The sequence below is a fragment of the Arthrobacter sp. TB 26 genome, assembly GCF_000427315.1.
In the GTDB taxonomy this organism is placed as follows: Bacteria; Actinomycetota; Actinomycetes; order Actinomycetales; family Micrococcaceae; genus Arthrobacter.
On record NZ_AUPJ01000380.1, the window covers coordinates 1 to 17,670 of the forward strand.

Annotated in this window: 14 protein-coding genes and 2 pseudogenes; 10 read left to right on the forward strand and 6 right to left on the reverse strand. The window is 67.3% G+C overall.

The genetic code is table 11. The features are described 5' to 3' along the window. Window positions 1-85: 85 nt before the first annotated feature. Genes K789_RS0114760 through K789_RS0114770 form a run of 3 tightly spaced genes read right to left on the reverse strand, consistent with a single transcriptional unit; the run spans window position 86 to window position 2,279 of the window. Window positions 86-733 (reverse strand): hypothetical protein, encoded by a 648-nt coding sequence (locus tag K789_RS0114760; protein WP_024367428.1) that lies wholly within the window; start codon window positions 731-733, stop codon window positions 86-88. A gap of 6 nt (window positions 734-739) precedes the next feature. Further along, window positions 740-1,363: a hypothetical protein gene (locus tag K789_RS0114765; protein ID WP_024367429.1), complete on the reverse strand. Its 624-nt coding sequence runs from the start codon at window positions 1,361-1,363 to the stop codon at window positions 740-742. Between the two features lie 52 nt (window positions 1,364-1,415). Next, on the reverse strand, window positions 1,416-2,279 hold the full coding sequence (locus K789_RS0114770) for a hypothetical protein (RefSeq protein ID WP_024367430.1): 864 nt from the start codon (window positions 2,277-2,279) through the stop codon (window positions 1,416-1,418). A 191-nt stretch (window positions 2,280-2,470) separates the two neighbouring features. Here K789_RS0114770 and K789_RS0114775 point away from each other — a divergent pair, with 191 nt between their 5' ends. From K789_RS0114775 to K789_RS23240, 7 genes and pseudogenes are all read left to right on the forward strand, one after another. Then, window positions 2,471-3,607: a GuaB3 family IMP dehydrogenase-related protein gene (locus K789_RS0114775; protein ID WP_024367431.1), complete on the forward strand. Its 1,137-nt coding sequence runs from the start codon at window positions 2,471-2,473 to the stop codon at window positions 3,605-3,607. Window positions 3,608-3,681: 74 nt separating this feature from the next. Further along, on the forward strand, window positions 3,682-5,433 hold the full coding sequence (locus K789_RS0114780; RefSeq protein ID WP_024367432.1) for a glycerol-3-phosphate dehydrogenase/oxidase: 1,752 nt from the start codon (window positions 3,682-3,684) through the stop codon (window positions 5,431-5,433). Between the two features lie 69 nt (window positions 5,434-5,502). Beyond that, window positions 5,503-5,991, forward strand: coding sequence for a PTS sugar transporter subunit IIA (locus K789_RS0114785; protein ID WP_024367433.1), 489 nt, complete (start codon window positions 5,503-5,505; stop codon window positions 5,989-5,991). Window positions 5,992-6,052: 61 nt separating this feature from the next. Continuing rightward, window positions 6,053-6,916: an SURF1 family protein gene (locus K789_RS0114790; RefSeq protein WP_024367434.1), complete on the forward strand. Its 864-nt coding sequence runs from the start codon at window positions 6,053-6,055 to the stop codon at window positions 6,914-6,916. Continuing rightward, window positions 6,913-7,425: a DUF3817 domain-containing protein gene (locus K789_RS0114795; protein ID WP_024367435.1), complete on the forward strand. Its 513-nt coding sequence runs from the start codon at window positions 6,913-6,915 to the stop codon at window positions 7,423-7,425. The genes K789_RS0114790 and K789_RS0114795 overlap by 4 nt, the downstream gene beginning before the upstream one ends. Before the next feature lie 108 nt (window positions 7,426-7,533). Then, window positions 7,534-9,123 carry a glutamine-hydrolyzing GMP synthase gene (guaA, locus tag K789_RS0114800; protein WP_024367436.1) on the forward strand — a complete coding sequence of 530 codons (1,590 nt, stop codon included), beginning with the start codon at window positions 7,534-7,536 and terminating at the stop codon, window positions 9,121-9,123. A gap of 193 nt (window positions 9,124-9,316) precedes the next feature. Beyond that, a pseudogene (locus tag K789_RS23240) lies at window positions 9,317-13,495 on the forward strand (AAA family ATPase). A gap of 79 nt (window positions 13,496-13,574) precedes the next feature. Here the strand turns inward: K789_RS23240 and K789_RS0114810 are convergent. From K789_RS0114810 to K789_RS0114820, 3 genes are all read right to left on the reverse strand, one after another. Further along, on the reverse strand, window positions 13,575-14,297 hold the full coding sequence (locus K789_RS0114810; protein ID WP_084507583.1) for an RcpC/CpaB family pilus assembly protein: 723 nt from the start codon (window positions 14,295-14,297) through the stop codon (window positions 13,575-13,577). A 126-nt stretch (window positions 14,298-14,423) separates the two neighbouring features. Beyond that, complete coding sequence (locus tag K789_RS0114815; RefSeq protein ID WP_024367438.1) at window positions 14,424-14,675, reverse strand: FmdB family zinc ribbon protein; 252 nt, start codon at window positions 14,673-14,675, stop codon at window positions 14,424-14,426. A 118-nt stretch (window positions 14,676-14,793) separates the two neighbouring features. Next, on the reverse strand, window positions 14,794-15,456 hold the full coding sequence (locus K789_RS0114820) for a 5-formyltetrahydrofolate cyclo-ligase (protein ID WP_024367439.1): 663 nt from the start codon (window positions 15,454-15,456) through the stop codon (window positions 14,794-14,796). Window positions 15,457-15,553: 97 nt separating this feature from the next. Here K789_RS0114820 and galU point away from each other — a divergent pair, with 97 nt between their 5' ends. The 3 genes and pseudogenes from galU to K789_RS0114835 all read left to right on the forward strand — a co-directional run. Then, the gene (gene galU / locus K789_RS0114825) at window positions 15,554-16,471 is read left to right on the forward strand and encodes a UTP--glucose-1-phosphate uridylyltransferase GalU (RefSeq protein ID WP_024367440.1); all 918 of its coding nucleotides are present in this window, start codon (window positions 15,554-15,556) and stop codon (window positions 16,469-16,471) included. A gap of 5 nt (window positions 16,472-16,476) precedes the next feature. Next, entirely contained in the window at window positions 16,477-17,097 is a 621-nt protein-coding gene (locus K789_RS0114830) for a GNAT family N-acetyltransferase (RefSeq protein WP_024367441.1), read from the forward strand. A gap of 117 nt (window positions 17,098-17,214) precedes the next feature. Further along, a pseudogene (locus K789_RS0114835) lies at window positions 17,215-17,670 on the forward strand (hypothetical protein); the annotation flags it as partial.

Sequence of the window (17,670 nt, forward strand, 5' to 3'; positions counted from 1 at the left end):
CGATGCTTGCCGAGTCGATGCGGTGCAGATCCGTCACGCCGTCCTGCAGATGCTGCGCGTCAGATTCCGCCCCGCCCGCCGGCATCTACAGGGGTCCGTACCCAGCGTTGCCGTGGGGGTCGCGCCACAGGGCGAGATCGCCTTCCACCGCTGCGCGGAGCTCCGGGTCCGTCTGGATCCTTCGCCGGAAGGACTGCCGGGCCCGTCCCAGGACGACCGACGGGATGAGGATAAAGGCTGCCAGAAGAGCCACGAGGAGGACATACGCGCCGCTTACCGCGACCAGCGTCGCAGTTCCCCGGGAGGCGATCCCGGGAATAGCGGTGGCCAAGATACCGCCCAGAATGATGGCCAGCACGGCCACCATCATGACGCCGCCGCGCGCCGACCCGGGGCCACGGGCGATGAGGAGCCTCTTGGCGTTCGGCAGTGTGCCGCGTACCCGCTTCCAGGCGACCACGCCCAGCACCGTCAACGCAACGCCCAGCAAGCCGAGGATCAAGACCCAGACGGGGTTGCCTGACATGGCCGAGACGAAGCCGCCGGTCAGGAGCAAAAGGGGCCCGGATCCGATGGCGCTGCTCCAGGCTGCGGCAAGGGTGCCCTGGGCATCAGCCAACTGCCGCAAGCGGGAGGGGGCGTTGGGTGGACTGACCCGTGCCAGCTCGGGAGAAGTCCAGTAGTCAAGAGGGTGCGCGGTCTGGCCCGCGGGGAAAGGGGTTGGAACGTTCATGTCGGACTACAGACCCAGCCCCTGGCGAAGGCGTTGTTCCAGGTCTTCCGGAAGCAGTGCAGTGGCGGGGAGGGCCTCACCGTCGCCTTCGCGCAGTTCAAGGGAACCATCCGCTCCCGCCTTGACGTGGACGGCGCGGAACGAGTCGTCGGCAAGGTGCCTGCGGAGCGTGCCCGCGGCCGGCCGTCCGTCCGGTGCGGTGCCAAGGTAGAAATTCACCATCTCGATGGCAGTGGTGAACATGCCGTCAGCGTTGGTGAGCGGGCGCAGTTCGTGCACGCCGTATTTGCTGAGGCTGAGGATCAAAGCGCCGTCGGCGGAACCGAAGAGGAAATAGACGTGTTCAGCCCTGGGAGTGACCAATGCGATTTCCAGCCAGGCGTCCGAACTTGCCAGTGCGGCGGTGACGCTCGTGGCGGGCCCGGCCGGCAGGAGACCTTCTCCCTCGATCGTCATGAGCCCTCGTTCCAGGAGCGTGGCCACACCCGCCTGTTCCAAGGGTGCGCCGGCGGTATGGTCGAGCCTGAACATGCGCTGGCATTTGAGGGCCCCGCTGGTGCCCGCCAACGCGATCAAGGCAATCAATTCGTGTTCGGTGATGAGCAGGGGTGCGTCGTCTTGAGTGGTCATAGCAGCCTTTCGGGCGACAGGTCTCGGTTCTAAGTCTAGGGAAGGTGGGCGCTCAGGTGAGCCAGCCCCAGACCTTCTTCGCGCCCTCGGCCACAGCATCGGCTGCATTTCCGGCTGCATCCCCGATCATCTCCGAGGCGGAACCGTAGCCAAGTTTGCCTGCCAGCAGGCCCATGCCGCCCCATGCGATGCCGGCAACAGCGAAGAAGGGGCCGGCGCCCGGGATGAAGCTCCCGGCCGCAAGGACGGTGGAGATGCCGCCGTCGACCGCCATCCCGGTGTTGCCGGTGGACAATCCTTGCGTCAACTGCAGCCCACCGGTAACTATGCCCAGTCCGCCGGAAAGGCGTCCCAACATGGACGTCCCGTTGGCAAGCTGGGTTCCCCGGACGTAACCGGCTTCCGCGGCCTGGCCGTACTGTGCGCTGAGCATGGGCCAGTTCGTCAGTTTTGTGACAAGCCCGCCCTTGGCCATGGTCGCCAGCAGATCGTCCGCGTAAAGGCCGGCGCCGGTGACTGCCGCATTGGCGGCCCACCATGGCGTGCTTCCGGCTCCCGAGAGAATGCCTTCCAGCCCGGTGGCAGGGGTGCCTCCGGCGACGGGGCCTGCGGGTCCGCCGGGCCCGGCACCAGCGCCGCCGCCACCTTGCGCGCTGGCCCCTTGCTGCTCGTCGGCCTGTGTGAGAAGAACTTTGGAGGCTTCGATCAGTGACTGTGTCGCTTTGTTGAGCATGGGGCGCAACGTGCCGGTCCACTCGCTCTGGAAGCGTCCCGCGTCGGTACCCTTCCATGCGGCGCTGGCGACCAGGGCGTTGATCCTGTGTTCGGTGTCCGACAGGCGCGACCCGGAAAGTCCCATGGATTTTGAAAGTGACCTCAACTGTTCAATATCGGCGCCATAGAGGCCAGGGGCCATGGGTGGTCCTCCTAGGAGTGGGGCAAGGGCGCTCGTCGAGGCCGGTTTTCCTCAGGTTATGGGATTCTGCGGGCGGCTGCCATGGGCACCGCTGCCCATGGCAGCTCCTCCCGCTGCAGTCCCGGGCACATTCCGGCTCCACGGTCCCGCCGGGTCCGTGGCCGGTGCCGCGGCTGGGATAACCTAGAGCAGTGACTTACGAGATTGAGATTGGCCGTGGCAAGCGTGGGCGTCGTGCCTACTCCCTGGATGACATTGCGATCGTCCCCAACCGACGGACGCGTGACCCCAAGGATGTGTCCGTCGCCTGGCAGATCGACGCCTACAAGTTCGACATGCCGGTCATTGCCGCTCCCATGGATTCGGCCATGTCCCCGGAAACTGTCATCGCCCTGGGCCGGCTCGGCGGACTCGGCGTTCTCGACCTTGAGGGCCTCTGGACCCGGTATGAGGACCCGCAGGCCGTGCTGGACCAGATCGGCGCGCTCCAGGACGAGACCAACAGCCCCGCTGTCACCCGGCGCATGCAGGAGCTCTACCAGGCCCCGATCCAGCCGGAGCTGATCAGCACCCGGCTCGCGGAAATCCGCGCCGCGGGCGTCACGGTTGCCGGTTCCCTCACCCCGCAGCGGACCCAGGAACACTACAAGACCGTGGTGGCCGCCGGCGTCGACATCTTCGTGATCCGCGGCACCACGGTCTCCGCCGAGCATGTCTCGAAGGACCACGAGCCCCTGAACCTCAAGCAGTTCATCTATGAACTCGACGTCCCCGTGATCGTCGGCGGCGCCGCTGGTTACACCCCGGCCCTGCACCTGATGCGTACTGGTGCCGCCGGCGTGCTGGTCGGCTTCGGCGGCGGCGCCACGAGCACCACCCGCCGCGCCCTCGGCATCCACTCGCCGATGGCCTCCGCCATCTCCGACGTCGCCGCTGCCCGCCGTGACTACATGGATGAGTCCGGCGGACGCTACGTTCATGTAATCGCCGACGGCGGCATGGGATCCTCCGGCGACATCGTCAAGGCCATCGCCATGGGCGCCGACGCCGTGATGCTCGGCAGCGCACTTGCCCGCGCCGAAGAAGCCCCGGGCAAGGGCTGGCATTGGGGCCAGGAAGCGCACCACCTTGAGCTTCCCCGCGGCGACAGGGTCAATGTCGGCACCGTCGGACCGCTCGAGGAGGTCCTTTTCGGACCGGGCCACCACACCAACGGGACGTCCAACCTGATCGGTGCGCTGCGCCGCTCGATGGCGACCACCGGCTACTCGGACCTGAAGGAATTCCAGCGCGTCGACGTCGTCGTGTCGCCCTACTCCGGCAACTGAGCGCCCCCTGCCCATCCGGGGAAGTTGGACGTAGTCTGGTGCACTACGAGCTTTGATCCGGATGGAGGCGTGACATGAACAGTTTGCCGGGCGGTTCTCCCAAGACCGGCGGTGCCCTGGGACCCGCGGAACGCGAAGCTTCGCTCGCGGTACTGAGGGGCACCACGGACCCTGGGAAAGAACTCGACATCCTGATCGTCGGCGGAGGCATCGTCGGCACCGGCGCCGCCCTGGACGCCATCACGCGCGGCCTGAGCGTCGGCATCGTCGAGGCCAACGACTGGGCCGCAGGCACGTCTTCCCGCTCCTCAAAGCTGATCCACGGTGGCCTCCGCTACCTGGAGATGCTCGACTTCGCACTGGTCAAAGAGGCGCTGCACGAACGCGGGCTGATCCTGTCCGCGCTCGCCCCGCACCTCGCCCGGCCCGTACCTTTCCTGTACCCGCTGACCAAGCCCTTCCTGGAACGGCCCTACGTGGGCGCCGGCATCGCCTTGTACGACGCCATGTCCATCTCCACCGGCCAGCGCCGGGGCGTGCCGTTCCACAAACACCTGAGCCGCCGGGGGACCCTCCGGGCCGCGCCGAGCCTCAAGGACGATGCGTTCGTCGGTTCCATCCGGTACTACGACGGACAGGTCGACGACGCCAAGTATTGCGCCAACCTGGTCCGCACCGCCGCCTACTATGGCGCCCACGCGGTGAACCAGACGTCCGTGGTCGCCTTCCTCCGGGAAGGCGAACGCGTGGTCGGCGCCAAGGTGGTCAACCACGAGGACGGCTCCACCTTCAACATCAAAGCCAAGCAGGTCATCAATGCCACGGGCGTCTGGACCGACGAGACCCAGGCCATGGTGACCGACCGCGGCCAACTCAAGGTGCGCGCCTCCAAGGGCATCCACCTCGTGGTGCCGCGGGACCGCTTCCAATCGACCGTGGGACTGATCCTGCGGACCGAAAAGTCCGTCCTTTTCGTCATCCCCTGGGGCCGGCACTGGATTATCGGCACCACGGACACCGACTGGCATCTGGACAAGGCGCACCCGGCGGCATCGAGCAAGGACATTGACTACATCCTTGAACACGTAAACAAGGTCCTGAAGCGGCCGCTGACCCGTGAGGATGTCGAGGGCGTCTACGCCGGACTCCGGCCGCTGCTGGCCGGCGAAAACGACTCCACGGCCAAACTTTCCCGCGAACACGTCGTGGCGCATCCGGTGCCCGGGCTCGTTGTGGTGGCCGGAGGCAAATGGACCACCTACCGGGTCATGGCCAAGGACGCCGTTGACGAGGCAACCCGCAGCATGGACGAGCGCGTGCCGCCCAGCTGCACCGAATCCATTCCGCTGCTGGGCGCCAGCGGCTTCAAGGCCGCCTGGAACAAACGGAACCGGATGGCCGAGGAGACCGGCGTCCACGTGGCGCGGATCGAGCACCTGCTCAACCGCTACGGCTCCATGGCCCCCGAAGTGCTGGCTCTCATCACCGAGAACCCGGAACTGGGCGAGCCCCTGCCCGGCGCGGACGACTACCTTGCCGCCGAGGCCGTCTACGCCGCCACCCATGAGGGCGCCCGCCATGTGCAGGACGTGCTGACCCGCCGGACCCGGATATCGATCGAGGCGTGGGACCGCGGTGTGTCCGCCGCGCCGGTAGTCGCTAAACTGATCGGAGATGTCCTGGGCTGGAGCGATGCGCAGCGCGAGGGCGAGATCAAGCACTACCTGGCCCGGGTCGACGCCGAACGGCTCAGCCAGGAGCAGCCGGACGACGAATCCGCTGACGCAGCACGCATGGGCGTCGAGAACATCGTTCCGCTGCGCTGACCGGCAGCGTCCGCCTGCAGCCCCACCCGGGACAGCAGGCTCACTGACGCCACTTCGAAGGGATACCTCTTGGCGGAACCACTGGACCGGTATGACGCCGAGCTCACCACTCCCGAGATGGTGATCCTCGAAATGGATGCCACAGACAAGCTCGACGCAACCGCCCAGTTGGCGGAACGGATGCACGCCGCCGGACGCATTTCCGATCTTCCAGGTTTCCTGAAGCACGTCAACGCCCGTGAACACCAGCTGGCCACGGGCCTGCCGGGCGGCATCGGCCTGCCCCATGCCCGCAGTGAGTTCGTCTCCCGGACCACCATCGCCGTCGGCATCACGAAATACGGCAGGGCGCTCGACTTCGGGGCCGCCGATGGGCCGGCCACCGTGGTGCTGCTGATCGCAACCCCGGCCAGTTCCTTCTCCGAGCACCTTGAAGTGCTGGCCACCCTGGCCCGGTCGTTGTCGAAGGAATCCTTCCGCGAATCGCTCCGGCGTGCCTACGACCCCGAAGTGATCGCGGAACTCATCAACTCCAGCCTGGTCTTTTTCGACCACTGAAACCAGGCGGCCCCGCAGACCCGTTTCGTTGTTCTACACGCCGACGAAGTACGGTTAAGGGGTGTTGAAAACTGCCCTCAAACCCCGCTGGATCGCAGGACTAGTGTTCGCGATCGTCGTATCAGGGGTGTTTGTGTTGCTCAGCCAGTGGCAGTTCGGCCGCTCAACCCAGCCTGAGGTGATGGTCTCCACCACCACCGAGGAACCCAAAGCCCTCACCACGGTGCTGCATCCCGGCGACTTCTTCCCCGGCTCGGTCGCTGACCAGGTCGTCACCGCCACCGGCAGCTATGATCCGCAGAAGCAGGTCCTGGTCCCGGGCCGCCTGCACGACGGCGCCACGGGCTACTGGATCGTTTCGGCCCTGGCCGTGAAGGACGCCCCCGTCCTGACCGGAGCCGGCGCAACGCCGCAGACCTGGATTCCGGTTGCCAGGGGCTGGGTTGCCGACCCCGCGGATGCCTCCGCGCCGCCGTCGGGCACCATTGAATTGACCGGACGGCTGCTGCCGTCCGAAGCCCCGCTTCCGGGGACCGACGCCGGCCCCGGACGGGCCAGCGCCGTTTCCGTCGCGGAACTCATCAACATCTGGGAAGTGAGCAGTTACCCCGGATTTGTCGCCGCGAGCTCAGAGACCTCCGGCGGCAGCGACGTCAGTGTGGCCGCGGCCGGTGGGGTCGTGTTGCCGCTGAACATCGGGCCGCAGCCTCCTGCCGGGAAGGTCAACTGGCTCAATCTCTTCTACGCTGCCGAGTGGGTGGTGTTCGCCGGCTTCGCACTGTTCATCTGGTGGCGCCTGGTCAAGGACGACTACCGCCGGGGGCTCGAGGATGCCCTCGACGAGGAGCAGGAAGCCGCGGCGCTGCATTCCCCGCACCCGCACCCCACCGACCCTCACCCCGCCGACCCGAAAGTGCAATCATGATCGAGCCCCAGCCGGCCGTCCAGCCGCAGCAGTCCAACGCCCCGGGAAGCGGGCGCGGCAAGAAGCGCCGTTTTGGCGGAACCGAGGCGCAGATCCGCTCCGCGCTGAAGTTCTACAAGGTCCTCGCGTACATGACAGGCGGGATGCTGCTCCTGCTCTGCGCGGAACTGATTGCCCGGTATGTCTTCGGCCAGTACCTCTTCGCGGGCGGCACCAACGCCGTCACCGGGGAGCCGTTCGGCTTCGGCTTCGCCGACGCCGAGCCGCCTGGCGTCATCGGCGGCGTGAATCTGTCCGTCACGGTCCTGATCGTGCACGGCTGGATGTACGTCGTGTATCTCATGTCCAACTTCCGCCTGTGGTCGCTGATGCGCTGGCCGTTCGCGAAAATGATCATCCTGGCCCTCGGCGGTGTTGTGCCGTTCCTCTCGTTCTTCGTGGAGAAGAAGTTCCACGCCGAGGTGGAAGCCGAACTTGCCGCGAACCCGCAGGCCCCGCAGCGCTACTGAGTGCGGGGCACCTGGCCCGGAGTGAGTTCGCTTACCCGGCGGCCCTTCCCGGGCCCGGACCGGCTTCTCAATGTGCGGGCGGGCGGCGCCGCAAAGTAGGCTAGTACGGTGACTACTCCCACTGCATCCCAGACGTCCCACAAGCCCGTGCTGGTTGTTGACTACGGTGCCCAGTACGCGCAGCTGATCGCCCGCCGCGTCCGGGAAGCGAACGTGTATTCGGAAGTGGTTCCGCATACCTACAGCACCGAGCAGCTCCTGGCCAAGAACCCCGCCGCCATCATCCTCTCGGGCGGCCCCGCGAGCGTCTACGCCGACGGCGCCCCCAGCGTCGGCGCCGACCTGTTCGAAGCCGGTATCCCGGTCTTCGGCATCTGCTACGGCTTCCAGGCCATGGCCAACGCGCTCGGCGGCAAGGTGGCCCAGACCGGACTCCGCGAATACGGTGCCACCGAAACCACCACCATCGGCGAAGGCCGCTCCATCCTGGCCGGCATGCCGCAGCACCAGAGCACCTGGATGAGCCACGGCGACTCCGTCCACGAGGCCCCCGAAGGCTTCGAGGTCCTGGCGACGACAGCAGGCGCCGAGGTCGCAGCTTTTGCCAACGAGGAAAAGTGCCTCTACGGCGTGCAGTGGCACCCCGAGGTGAAGCACTCCGCGTACGGCCAGCAGGTCCTGGAGAACTTCCTGTTCAAGGGCGCCAAGCTGGAACCGAATTGGACCGCAGGCAACATTCTCGACGAGCAGGTTGACCGGATCCGCGAACAGGTTGGCGACGCCCGGGTCATCTGTGGCCTGTCCGGCGGCGTTGACTCCGCCGTGGCCGCCGCCCTGGTCCAGCGCGCCGTCGGCGACCAGCTGACATGTGTGTTCGTTGACCACGGACTGCTGCGCGAAGGCGAAGCCGAACAGGTCGAACGCGACTTCGTGGCCGCGACCGGCGTCAAGCTCTACGTCGCCAACGAGCAGGAGCGCTTCCAGTCGGCCCTCGCCGGCGTCAGCGACCCGGAGACGAAACGCAAGATCATCGGCCGCGAGTTCATCCGCGCCTTCGAGGAAGCCGAGCAGGCGATCATCGCCGAGGCGGCCGCGCACGGCGAGAAGATCAAGTTCCTCGTGCAGGGCACCCTGTACCCCGACGTCGTCGAATCCGGCGGCGGCGAAGGTGCCGCGAACATCAAGAGCCACCACAACGTGGGCGGCCTGCCCGAAGACCTGCAGTTCGAACTCGTCGAACCGCTGCGCGCCCTGTTCAAGGATGAAGTCCGCGCCGTCGGCGCCCAACTTGGCCTGCCGCAGGAAATCGTCGGACGCCAGCCGTTCCCGGGACCGGGCCTCGGCATCCGGATCGTCGGCGAGGTCACCAAGGAGCGGCTGGATCTGCTCCGCAAGGCAGACGCCATCGCGCGCGCCGAACTGACCGCCGCCGGCCTCGACAACGAGGTCTGGCAGATGCCGGTCGTACTGCTGGCCGATGTCCGCAGCGTCGGCGTCCAGGGCGATGGCCGCACCTACGGCCACCCGATCGTGTTGCGCCCCGTGTCCTCCGAGGACGCCATGACGGCGGACTGGTCGCGGCTGCCCTACGATCTGCTGGCCAGGATCTCCAATCGCATCACCAACGAGGTGGATGGCGTGAACCGCGTCGTGCTCGACGTGACCAGTAAGCCGCCGGGAACCATCGAGTGGGAATAGCCCCGTAACGGGCTAACGGAATGGCCGGTCTCCGGGAGGAGGCCGGTCATTTCACGTCTGTCCGGGTCTGCCCGGCGGAGACGGTGCGGCCTCGTCTGGCGGGGCAAGGCTCTCCGGCGAATTCGCGTCGAATTTGTGTCCCCCCAGTGTTGCGTCGTCTCTCCGGCGCAGGATTCGGGCTACCCTCGAAAGCATGCCGGTATGGTCCAGGACGTCCCGCGCGAGCACGGAAACCGTGAGCAGAGTAAACGCGAGCACAGAAAAGAAGGCAGAAGTGTCAGTTGGTCAAGGCCACCCCGAGGGCTCGGAGGAGCTTAGGAAATGGCTGTCGGGGCTCAAGCCTGTCACCGGAGCAGACACCATGCTGCGCTTCACCAAGACGCCCGAGGGCTCCATCGACCTGACCCATGCCCATCCCTCCGGACTGGCGCAGCTGATGGCCGGGCGGCGCACCCGCCTCTCCACCCTGATCCGTGACCACCAGCAGTACGTCGTCGCCGCGCGGGCTTCCCGCAATCTGCGGTCCAAGATCTTCGAACTTGCCAACGACCGCGGCATCGACGCGGGATACTTCTCTGCGGGCACGGTCGTCTGGACGTCCGCCGTCGGAGGCATACCCCAGCGCGTCTCGGCACCGGTCATGCTGACCGCCATCTCCCTCACGGTCCGCCCGGGCGAGGACGACTACGAACTGCAGTTGACGGAACAGGCCAAGATCAACCCGGCCCTGATCCGGCACCTGAAGACCATCCACGGGATCGTGTTCGACGTCAACGCCGTCACCCGCATGGCATACAGCACCGCCCGGTTTGATCCGCAGCCGGTCCTCGACCGCCTCGGCACGCTCATCCAGCCCATCCACGGCGCCGAGGTCGAACACAACCTGCTGGTGTCCACCTTCGCCGACCTGTCCGGAAGCCTCGACGACCCGTGGATCAACGAGAGCCACCCCCTCGTCGTGGCGCTGGGCCGCGCAGCCGCGGGTGGGGCGGTGGAGGTTCCCGAGCTCAAGGCCGGGCGGTTCCCGAGCACCGACGAGCGGGATCCCGCCGATGAGCTGCTGCTGCTCGACGCCGACACCGACCAGCAGTACGTCGTCGACGCTGTCCGTGCCGGGGACTCGCTGGTGGTCAGTAGCCCGCCGGGCACCGGCCAGACCCAGACGGCCATCAATACCATCGGTGCCTTGGTCGATCAGGGCAAGACCGTCCTGGTGGTGGGGGACCGGCGTGCCAGCCTGGGCGAAATTTCCGCCCAACTGGACGCCCTGGGGCTGGACTCCACCTTGTTTCAGCTCGCCGGGAACGCCACTCCGCTGCAGCTCAAGGGTCAGCTGGTCGGGGCCATCGTGCGCAATGAGAAATCCCTCGAGCCCCAGCTCAGCAACCTCCACACCACCCTGATCGAGCACCGCCACGCCCTTCGGGACCATGTCGCCTCACTGCACAACGTCCGCCAGCGCTGGGGCTGCTCGCCGTACGAGGCCATGCAGTCGCTGGCCGGGCTGACCTCCATCCAGCCGGCACCCGCCACCACCGTCCGGCTCAAGCGCAGCGTGCTGGACAATATCCGGGACCGCGAGGAGCTTGCCGGCCGCCTTCACCGGGCGGCCGAACTGGGAAGCTTCAGCCGGGCCTCGACAACAAGCCCCTGGCACGGCGCCCGCCTCCTGACCCGCAAGGAAACCCAGGAAGCCCAGCAGGTTGCCCGATCCGTGGCCCGGAAGCTGCCGGAACTGCGCGACCTGATGAACGGCGTCGCCGAACACGCAGAGATCCGCCTGGGCCGTTCGTTTACCGAGTGGGGCGACCAGGTTGAACTGCTGGTCGCGGTCCGCGAAAGCCTCGACAAATTCACCCCTGACATCTTCGACCGTCCGGTCCACGACCTCATCTCCGCCACCGCAGCCTCCTCCTGGCGGCGCGAGCGGAACATCGAGATGCCGTCCATGCAGCGTTCGCGCCTGCGCCGGGTGGCTAAGGAATATGTCCGCCCGGGCGTCCACATCGCCGACCTGCACAACTCCCTGGTCCTCGTCCAGGAGCAGAGGGCCGCATGGGCCGGCTACGCCACGACGCAGCGCCATCCGGCGGTCCCGTCCGGCCTGGGGGAGATCATCGCCCTGTACCGCGAGCTGGAAGCGGAGCTGGCCGAGCTGGGCCAGGCCGTCAGGCACACGGCGGCGGGCGGCGAGTTGCACGGCACGCCCTACGAGGAGCTCATGGAGCGACTGGACCGGCTGGTTGCAGACACCGGAACACTCGAGACCCTGCCCGAGCGGACCCTCCTGGTCGAGAATATGCGCGAGCACGGCCTTGGCGAACTGCTCGCCGACCTTGCCGAGCGCGAGGTTCCCGCCGGATCGGTGGCCGCGGAGCTCGAGCTCGCCTGGTGGCAGTCGGCGCTGGAAGCCATGATCAGCGGGGACGATTATCTGGCCATGTCCGACGGCGACGCCCTGCGCCAGCTCGAAGCGGAGTACCGTCTCGCGGACAACGCCCACATCGCCAGTGGCGCGGCCCGGCTGCGCTGGCAGCTGGCCGAACGCTGGCNGGGCCGCCATCGCGGAGCACCCGCGCCAGGCGGAACTGCTGCGCAGCCTGCTCAAGGACGGCCGGGTGACCCTGTCGGCGCTGACCGGCCAGGCCTCGGAGCTGCTGCCCATGCTCGTACCGGTGTGGTCGGTCAGCCCCTATCTCCTGACGGCGGTTTTGCCGGTGGAACAGAGGTTCGACGCCGTTGTCATCCTCGATGCCGAGGCAACGTCGCTGCAGGCTGTCCTGCCGGCCATCGCCCGCGCCAAACAGGTCATTGCTTTTGGCGACGACCGGATCGCCAGCCCAAGGACCTTCACCGTGGGTGTGGAGCGGCTTGCCGCCGGCGAGAGCTCCCATCAGGGCATCGAGAGTGCTTACAAGGCGCTGGCCGCCGTGTTGCCGGCCTGGAACCTGCGCACCGTCTACCGCGCCGTCGACGAAGACCTCGTGCGGCAACTGAGCAAGGGCTTCTACGACGGCGGACTGCGCCGGTTGCCGGAGGGCCAGTCCGCCACCGGGCTGGACCGCGCCATGACGGTGGAATACCTTCCGGACGGTACGGGACTGCCCAGCGCGGACCACGACGGTGTCGAATCCGTCGTGGCCGAGGTCAACCGTGCGGTGGAGCTTGTCTTCGAACACGCCCGGCTGCGGCCGCGGACGTCGCTTGCCGTCGTCACCGGCAGCCTCCGGCACGCAGCCCGGATCGGCGAGTCCATCCGGCTGCAGCTGCCCAACTATCCGCTGCTGGCCAGTTTCTTCACCGCCGGGGACGAATCCTTCCGCGTTGTGGACCTGGAACGCGCCCAGGGCCTTGTCCGCGATCACGTGATCTTCTCGCCGGGCTACGGACGCACCCCGCACGGGCGGGCGCTCCACAGCCTGGGACCGCTCTCCGCCGATGGTGGCCGCGCCAGGTTCGCCCTCGCCATGACACGGGCGCGCCGCTCGCTGCACGTGCTCACCTGCTTCCGTCCCGAGGACCTCGACGTGACGCGGCTCAGTCACGGCGCGGTTGACTTCTACGAGCTGCTGGACCGTGAAATCGCGGGCAACTCCGATCTCGGCAGCCCGGCGTCGCGGGCCGCTGCCAGCGAACAAGCCCTGGGCGCGGACCCGCTCGTGGCGGACCTCGGTGACCGGCTGCGGGCCAGGGGTGCCCGGGTCTGGCACCAGTACGACGGCGCCCTGAACATGGTGGCCGCGGCCGACCCCTTGAGCACGCTCGGTCAGGACGACGCCGAGATTCCCCGGCCCGTGGCAATTGAATCCGACGGCACCGAACAGTACCGCCGGCTGACCGTCCGCGAACGCAGCAGGCTCCGCCCTCAGCTCCTGGAGCGCCTTGGCTGGCGGTACATGCCACTATGGACCATAGAGGTTTTCACCGATCCCTCGGCCTGTGCCGACCGTATCGGCGGATACCTGGGCCTGGAAAAGCCGGCCGTGACGCACCGGAAACAGGCGTCGCCGGGATTCTTCGACGACGACGTGGAGAACCTTGCCGTCAACGAAGCGCAGGCTTCGGAGGGGCGTGCCCCGACCGCATGGCCGGACAGTGCGTAACAGTTTAGAACAGATCAGGGCAGTAAGGAGGCCGGCGCGGCATGAATGCGGACGGCAGGACCCAGAACAACGGCGAAACCCGGAACAACGGCAACGTCCAGGACGGCAGCCGGGACAAGGCGCAGCAGCAGTCTTCACCGGCTGCGGTTCCGGCCGGCGTGCTGCCGAACAAGGCCGCCGAGGACGACCCGCGGCGCTGGGGCGACGAACCGGGCGGCTACGACCACGACTCCTGGCTCGAGGAACAGAAGCCTCCGCACTGGGGCTAGGTCCTTCAGGGCTGACGCCGCACCGGGCTGGCACGGTTCCGGAGCCGCTTTGAGCGGGGCTCCTGGCCGGCCGGATCGGCTATCCGGGAACGGCCGCGACAAGGACAAAGAACAGCTTCCCCTGCGTGGATGCACCAGCGAGACGACGCGCCTGATCAGCATCGGCCGCCACGACGAGGAGGCCATCGGTTTCCCCGGCCGCCAGCCAGGGGCCGGCCCCGGTGCCGTGGCCGGAGGTCCACAGCACCGGAACCGCGGCGGCCAGCACCTGGGAAGCCGCGGGCTGGTCAAAGCTGTTGCCCGTTGTCATGACCACGTTGACGAGTTGTCCCGGGGAGAGCAGCTGGATCGAGGCGGCATCCGCCATCCGGAGCGGCACTGCGGCGGATCCCGGAGGGCTTCCCGCCAGCAGGCCAGGCCCCAGGAGCTGTGAATCGGACAGCAGTTGGCCCTTGCGGAGGGCCACAGCAAGCTGCTTGCCGTGCAGGGAGTCGGTGCTGCCGTAGCTGCTTGCCGGAACCAGTGCGCGGGGAACGCCCAGGACTATCAGATCGTCCGTGCTGAGCGTCTCCCCCGCAGGGAGGTCCCTGGCCGCGGCGACGGCGGAGACACTGTAGGCCGGGGCCGGAGTCAATTGCTGCACCGTGAGACCTGCGGCGAGGCACAGCAACAGTGCCACAGCCAGCCGCCGGTTCCGGCCCAGCCAGCGGACCAGCCGCCGACGGGGAGGTTGCCCCGCGGGTCTCCGGACCCGGGGCGGCCTTCCGGAGTTCGGCGGGACAGGACGTGGATGCGTGGCCATATGCCGACACTACGCAGCGGTGTGGAATCCGGGCAGATTCGGTATGGGCTATGTGGATAAAGCACCCCGACAACCCTGCCGGACAGACAGCGAACCGCTGCGGAGCCGTGGCCCCGCGGGCCGTTGCTAGCTTGCGGAAGCGGCGGCAGGCGCCGGAGTTGCGGCCGGAGCGGGGGCCGGGGAAACTGTGCTGCCCTTGGCGTCCCGGGAGTCGGTCCGGTAGAAGCCGGAACCCTTGAAGACAACTCCAACGCTGTTGAACTTCTTGCGCAGGGTCCCCTGGCACTCCGGGCAGGACGTGAGGGAGCTGTCGGTGAACGACTGCACGATCTCGAAGGCGTGGCTGCAGTCCTTGCAGGCGTATGCATACGTGGGCACTGGAAATCCTCCTCTGGGACAAACGAGCAGGTCCCGTGCCGCCGGGACGTGATCCACGCCGATATGTCTTCGGCGAAATCCGTCCCTTAGCAGTCGCAGGGCCTGAGTGCCAATTCTATCACCCCGGCCGCGCGTCCCCGGAAGCCCGGCCTTCCAGCTGCACGAGGCCGGCCGGCGTCAGGGCGGCGGCCACTTTTCGGTCGAAGGACTCTGCCGGGATGCTGCCGGCGGGCAGCACCTCGCTGTCATACACGATGGCGGCTGTCGGCAGCGGCGGCAACAGCCCGACGTCGGACATCGGCGTCCGGGGCGGGAGGAGGGTGCCCAGCGCCGCCAGGAACTTGTCGTAGTAGCCACCGCCCTGGCCGATCCGGTTGCCGGTGAAGTCCACGGCGGTGGCCGGCAGGAAAATGCCGTCGGCGTGCCGCATGACGGTTGTGTCGTGGCGGTACCCGGCGGGCTCCTGGATCGGCGCGTAACGGCTCCGCACGGACGTGGACGACGGCGTCCAGTACACCCAGCTCAGTGCCAGGCCGGGCTCGCACACCGGAAGCAGAAGCTGGTGCCCTGCCGCATGCAGCGCTGCCAGCAGGGGGAGGGTCGGCGGCTCGGCGCCCACGCCAAGATAGGCGGCGAAGGTGCCTTGATTCCCGCCGGTCAGACTTGTTGCCCAGGCAAGTCCGTGCCGGGCAATACCCGCCCCGGCGGCCTCCAGCCCGGCCGGTGTCAGTGTGGCGCGCCGGGCCCGGTGGCTTGTCCGGATGTCTTCCTTCGATGCCATGATGCCTCGTCCCTCCGCATGATCCGGCCCGGGAAGCAGCGGCTCCTGCCGGCTCGAATGATTACCCAATGTTTGGTCCCTCCGTTAGATTAGTCGAGTGACTACACCCAACGCTCCCGTCCGCAAGGCCGTCATTCCCGCAGCCGGCCTCGGCACCAGATTCCTGCCGGCCACCAAGGCCATGCCCAAGGAAATGCTGCCCGTCGTCGACAAGCCGGCCATCCAGTACGTCGTGGAGGAAGCCGTCAATGTCGGGCTGAGCGACATTCTCATGATCACCGGCCGCAACAAGCGCGCGCTGGAGGACCACTTCGACCGCGTCCCCACCCTGGAAGCCACGCTTGAGGCCAAAGGCGACACCGCCAAGCTTGAGTCCATCCAGGCCGCCAGCAACCTTGGCGACATCCACTACGTGCGCCAGGGCGATCCGATGGGCCTTGGCCACGCCGTCCTCCGTGCAAAGCAGCACGTGGGCTACGAGCCGTTTGCCGTCCTGCTGGGCGATGACCTGATCGATGCCCGCGACGAACTTCTCAGCACCATGATCGAGGTCCAGGCGAAGACCGGCGGATCGGTGGTGGCCCTGATCGAGGTTGAGCCTTCCGAGATCAGCGCCTACGGTTGCGCCGACGTTCAGGCGATAGAGGGCGAAGAGTATGTCCGGATCAACCACCTGGTCGAGAAACCTGACGTCAAAGATGCCCCGTCCAATCTCGCGATCATCGGCCGCTATGTCCTCCACCCGGCGGTCTTCGAAGTGCTGGAACACACCGAACCGGGACGGGGCGGCGAAATCCAGCTCACCGACGCGCTGCAGGAGCTCGCCTCCGGTGACGGCGAAGGCTACGGCGTCTACGGCGTGGTCTTCCGCGGCCGCCGCTACGATACCGGCGACAAGCTCAGCTACCTCAAGGCCTGTGTCCAGCTCGCCTGCGACAGTGACGACCTCGGTCCCGGCCTGCGGGAATGGCTGCCGGGCTTCGCCGCGAGCCTGGCTCCCAGCCTGATCAAGTAGCTCCGGTGCCGGGCAGCTTCCAGTGGCCGGTGACGCTTGAAAGCGGAGACCTTGTGTTGCGCCCGATCCGGTACCGGGACCGCAAGGAGTGGACCGAGGTCCGCTCCCGCAACAGCGAGTGGCTGGCCCCCTGGGAAGCGTCAAACCCCGTTCCCGGGGGCGGCCTTCCCGACTACCGCCAGATGGTGCGGTCCCTCAAGGCCCAGGCCGCCCAGGGAACAGCCCTGCCGTTTCTCATCACCGCATGGACCCCGGGCTTCCGGGAACCGGTGATCGTGGGACAACTCACTGTGTCCTCGATCGTGTGGGGCTCGGCCATGATGGCCACGCTGGGTTACTGGGTGGACAAGGACCGGGCCGGCCAAGGCATCGCCCCCACCGCCGTGGCGTTGGTGACGGACTATTGCTTCCAGGCGCTGGGGCTGCACCGGATGGAAATCAACATTCGTCCCGAAAACGCGCCCAGCCTGCGGGTGGTCGAGAAGCTCGGCTTCCGCGATGAAGGCTACCGGCCGCGGTTCCTGCACATTAACGGCGAATGGGCGGACCACCGGAGCTTCGCGCTGACCTCCGAGGAAGTGCCCGGGGGGCTGCTGGAACGCTGGCAACAAAGCGGGCCAGCCTGAGCGGCCAGCCCCTTCCTGACCAGCCGTTACGTCCTAAATCCAGTCAATTGCGAGTTCCCCCGCGACACACCGGGGACAATGCGGCTCCGTACTGCGCATTGCTCATACGGTTTTGATGTGGACTTCCCTCTTAGCAGCTCTGTGATCCTTGTCATTGCTGTTGCGCTCTGGATTGTGTGGGTTGCCCCCTACATGCTCCGGAACGGACGCCACCAGCTGCAGCCTGCGGGCGAGCTCGTGGCGGACACCATCGATCCAGAAACAGCAGCCCCGCAAGCCGGGAACGTCATGCAGATGGCGTCCCAGCAGGAGAAACCCATGACCAGTATCCAGCGCACCGAATCCTTCCCGGGAACTTCCGGGCTCGACGGCGGCCCCAAGGCCGGGCCCTCCGGTCCGGCTTTCAGAATTCGGTACGGACGCTTGGCCCTGGCGCTGGCCGGTCTGCTCTCGCTGCTGACCGGCGTTGTGTCCGCGGCCCTGCGGATCTTCGGCCTCGGTTCACCTTGGCTTCCCTTCGTTGCGCTGTCCGGCGCCATCGCCGCGGTCCTTCTGCTCCGCCGGCTCGCCGTC

Excerpts from the sequence above, each read along its gene's own strand:
- K789_RS0114770 (WP_024367430.1), bottom strand. The coding sequence starts at position 2,279 with ATGGCCCCTGGCCTCTATGGCGCCGATATTGAACAGTTGAGGTCACTT.
- K789_RS0114765 (WP_024367429.1), bottom strand. The coding sequence starts at position 1,363 with ATGACCACTCAAGACGACGCACCCCTGCTCATCACCGAACACGAATTG.
- K789_RS0114780 (WP_024367432.1), top strand. The coding sequence starts at position 3,682 with ATGAACAGTTTGCCGGGCGGTTCTCCCAAGACCGGCGGTGCCCTGGGA.
- K789_RS0114795 (WP_024367435.1), top strand. The coding sequence starts at position 6,913 with ATGATCGAGCCCCAGCCGGCCGTCCAGCCGCAGCAGTCCAACGCCCCG.
- K789_RS0114810 (WP_084507583.1), bottom strand. The coding sequence starts at position 14,297 with ATGGCCACGCATCCACGTCCTGTCCCGCCGAACTCCGGAAGGCCGCCC.
- K789_RS0114820 (WP_024367439.1), bottom strand. The coding sequence starts at position 15,456 with ATGGCATCGAAGGAAGACATCCGGACAAGCCACCGGGCCCGGCGCGCC.
- K789_RS0114760 (WP_024367428.1), bottom strand. The coding sequence starts at position 733 with ATGAACGTTCCAACCCCTTTCCCCGCGGGCCAGACCGCGCACCCTCTT.